General features: G+C 54.9%; 4 protein-coding genes and 1 pseudogene. 1 reads left to right on the top strand and 4 read right to left on the bottom strand.

The annotated features are described in order from the left end of the window. Positions 1–529: 529 nt before the first annotated feature. Positions 530–1,006, top strand: a complete 477-nt coding sequence (locus ABTW55_RS14360) for a hypothetical protein (protein WP_024243917.1) — start codon at positions 530–532, stop codon at positions 1,004–1,006. Between the two features lie 511 nt (positions 1,007–1,517). On the opposite strand, the gene ABTW55_RS14355 is transcribed toward ABTW55_RS14360, so the two are convergent. The 4 genes and pseudogenes from ABTW55_RS14355 to ABTW55_RS14340 form a co-directional block, all read right to left on the bottom strand. Beyond that, positions 1,518–1,730, bottom strand: a complete 213-nt coding sequence (locus tag ABTW55_RS14355; protein ID WP_000137423.1) for an MbeD family mobilization/exclusion protein — start codon at positions 1,728–1,730, stop codon at positions 1,518–1,520. A 3-nt stretch (positions 1,731–1,733) separates the two neighbouring features. Continuing rightward, positions 1,734–2,219: an MbeB family mobilization protein gene (locus ABTW55_RS14350; protein WP_000096578.1), complete on the bottom strand. Its 486-nt coding sequence runs from the start codon at positions 2,217–2,219 to the stop codon at positions 1,734–1,736. A gap of 370 nt (positions 2,220–2,589) precedes the next feature. Further along, positions 2,590–2,907, bottom strand: a pseudogene (locus ABTW55_RS25185) (nuclease); the annotation flags it as partial. Next, a complete protein-coding gene (locus tag ABTW55_RS14340) occupies positions 2,897–3,217 on the bottom strand; it encodes a MobC family plasmid mobilization relaxosome protein (RefSeq protein WP_024243919.1) in 321 nt (106 codons plus the stop codon). The pseudogene ABTW55_RS25185 and the gene ABTW55_RS14340, both read right to left, overlap by 11 nt. Positions 3,218–3,671 lie beyond the last annotated feature (454 nt).

Raw genomic sequence — 3,671 nt, 5'->3', positions numbered from 1 at the left:
CTACAAATTTTTTCACATACATGAAGTGAGGTGTGACGGGGAGCTTGTTGAAAGATCAGGCTACAGATGTACAAAAGCCCCGTGACAGAACCACAGGGCTTCGGTACTCTAATTCTTCGCAGATACCTGCCAGGATCAGACGTAGCAATCCAATCCTAGCAGGGCTGGCTAGCCTTGTCACTACCAGCTTAATACCATTCAACGACATTAAAATCATATCTGCACCCTTGAAACTCAGGTCTACGCCCCGGACTCCGGCAGGATAAACAGGCAAACGGTGGAAACGTAACTTAGCCGCGAAAGAGTTAAGCTCTACCCCGTCTCGCTGTACGATAACAAGCACCTGATAAAGTGAGATTCAAGGCAGGAGTTGCGGTGAAATGCGATTGCCCAGTCTGGCACAACACCCACACAATCAGAACAACATAGAACGGCCAGACGCTGGTCGCTCCGCTCCCCGTTTTTTGGTATACCCACCACGGGGGCATTAGTATTTTTATGCTTAATATTTATTTTATGGTGTAAAAAGATGGATAAATCAGCGTATGTGAGATCTGGTGAACAAACTGTAGCTGGAATCTCATTCGAAATGATGAACTCGGCAGCCTACGACACTCTAGGTCTAAACACTTCGAATATAGAATTGCTTAGCTTCGCCATTTACAGTTATCACGCCTTCCGACATTACCAACCAGACCTAGCTAAAGAAATTTGCGATAGCATTGCCAAATGGATAGTAAATTCTCATGGAGAACATAACGCTAATGAGAGAAAAGCCGCTATCAAAAAATATTACCCTATCTTAGCCAGAGGAGTCGCCGACGCTTACGAGAATAACCAAACAATGACTACCCCACCTCATATTGCTCTCGGTTTTGATATATGTGACATCATTGGTAACGGCTACACACCTTCTCGTTGTAACGTGATTGAGTTAGGCCTCATCGTTAAGCAGTTTCTAGATAAAGGACATGAGAAATTTAAGGAACATTATCTGAAGGAATAATGCCTGTATTTACCATAACATCCGTTGCCCGCACCGCTCCGGACAGGTTCGCCACAAACGGGGCGGCAGTCAGGTAAAACCGGCAACAAACCACCCGATACACCGCCCCGTTCGTGACAGATAAATTTTACCCGGCTGCATGGTCATGCAGCCAGATGCATACGGTCTGATTTCAGGCCAGAATCCGGATGAACGCCTTAAAAACAGGAAAATGCTTCTCCAGCCAGTCCCAGATCTCCAGCGCCATGTACAGGCAGTTCAGCACCGTCTCAATCACGTTAAACAGTCTCATAATCCCTCCGTTGTATACGCTGTGATGGAAACATCACGACCGTATTTAGCGGGAAATTTATGAGCCCTTCTTCTTGGGGTTTGTCACTGGATGCGCGCAGTCAGCCCAGCGTCGGACCGTTATAGCTCCGCTGCCGGGAACGGGTTTCAGCCAGCTCTTTTTCATGCTGTTTCTGCTCGTATGCCCGTTCGGCGGCCACCGCCATTTCATGCCGCTGCACTACTGGCTCAAACGCTGTAACTGCCTGCTCAAGTTCGCCACCTGCTGACTCAAGCGCGTGACGCGCTCGTTCAGCGCCGCGTTCTCCCGTTGCATAAGACCAGACATCTTCTGCCATTCCGCGAAGGCGCTCTCCCACTCGTCCAGCCTTTGCGAGTAGTCCTGATGTAACTGCTCTAATGCGGTCAGCAACTGTTTTTCCAGTTCCGTCATGGGCTATTTCCTCTCCAGTACCATCCAGTTCCCTTCCTCCCCATAAGCTCCCGCTTTCGGGTTCACTTTGACGCAGGACAGTTTCTTCTCCCCGCAGAGCGACAGCTGCACGCCGTGGTTCTTCTCCGACAGCATGGCCTGCGTCCGCTCCTGCGCCCGGATAGTCTGGTAATTCCCGGTGATCTGCTGCCCCTGCCACCACAGAATGCTCCCGCTCGTGGCGATCAGCAGTACCGAGACCAGGGTGATGGTCAGCCACGTCCGGCCGACCATACGCAGCACGCTCAGCCGGTTCGACTGCATCGCCGCGGTCATACCCTGCTCGTGGGCGCTGATGGCGTCGCTGATTCTCTTCGCGCTTGCGCTCAGTTCCGCTTTTACAGACTTCTCGTGCTCGCTGAATGCGGCTTTCAGCATCTCGCCGGTACTCTGCTGCTGCGCTTTCGATTGCTGCTCCAAGTCCTTCGCCAGCGCTAAAAGACTGCTCATAAATGGCTCCCTTCAGTCGGATGTTTCGCCCCCCGTCCGGGTCGGCAATGCTGATACTGTTTTTTGTGGTGCGGACCACCTCAAAACCTGCCGCTGTGAGCGCCCCTGTGACGTCCTCGCGCGTTTTTAGCTCCCCGGATGAGGCTAAGGCCAGCAACCCCCGTGTAATCGCCTGAGCGGCTTCCAGCTTCGTTTCCGGCAGTGCGGACGGCGTGACCAGTAACCGCCGGTTCTCCGGGGCGTTTGGATCATGCAGCCCCAGTCTGCCGTTCACCACGGTCTGCCAGGCATCGATGCGCGGCCGGTCGGCGCGATCGTAGTACGGCTGCAGGCGTTTCCCGGTCAGCAGTTCAGTGTTGGGGATCAGGAAATTCAGCTCCAGCCGCCCCTTGTCGGTGTGCTCCACCCACAGAATGCTGTACTGGTCTTTATCGAGCCCGGGCATCAGAACCCGCTCAAAGCTGGCCATGATCTGCTCCCGCTGCCCGGGCGGCAGTTCAGCCTCCGCGAACGACAGCACACCGGAGGTGTACTTTTTCGCATACGGCGAGGCATCGATAAGCTCCCGGACTTCCTCCGGCTTTCCCTGCAGCACGGTCGCCCCCTCGCGCTGCCGGTCTTTTCCCAGCAGGTAATCCACCGGACCGGCACCACCACCACGCCCCCGGGGATGGAATTTAACGATCATCATCCCCCCCTGTTTCCAGCACCGCATGCCGCAGCCGCTCCAGTCCCGCGTCGATTGCCATCAGGGCGGCCACGATCTGCACCCGATCATGACCGGCACCACCGGCATTCACTTTCCGGGCGATCTGGTTCAGGTTGTTACCCATACCGGCAAGCTGGCGCAGCAGCGCCGGCGATATCGACGGCAGTCTGCCGGCACGTGCCGGCTTCTCATCGAGGCAGGTCTGACGCATCCACGCCGCCAGCTGCCTGCCGTCGCACCGCTCGAGCAGCCGCCGGTGTTCGTCTTCCGTCACCCACATCGTGAGCATCTTGTTGCGTTTATCTGCCAGAGTAGCCTCCTGATAACACCGGGACGGGCGGGAAATTTTTCCCGCGCGGCACGGTGTTGGACAAGCCGCAGGCGCGTCAGTCGCTTTTAGCGGGTTTCGGGGCGCAGCCCTGAACCAGTCACGTAGCGCTAGCGGAGTGTATACTGGCTTACTATGTTGGCATGGGTACGGTAATCATGAAAGTGCATCATGTGGCAGGTGTGATATGTGGCTCAGGAGCGTCCGCAATACCATGCACGGACAGATGAAATGACGCCTCCTCGCTCACTCGGTCGCTACGCTCCGGACGTGAGACTGCGGCGGGCACTACAAATTTTTTCACATACATGAAGTGAGGTGTGACGGGGAGCTTGTTGAAAGATCAGGCTACAGATGTACAAAAGCCCCGTGACAGAACCACAGGGCTTCGGTACTCTAATTCTTCGCAGATACC

Origin of the sequence: Serratia sp. SM04, assembly GCF_040280225.1 — a bacterium.
Taxonomy (GTDB): domain Bacteria; phylum Pseudomonadota; class Gammaproteobacteria; order Enterobacterales; family Enterobacteriaceae; genus Serratia; species Serratia sarumanii.
The sequence above is the reverse complement of the archived record's forward strand: the minus strand, read 5'-3'. Positions and strand labels throughout refer to the sequence as shown.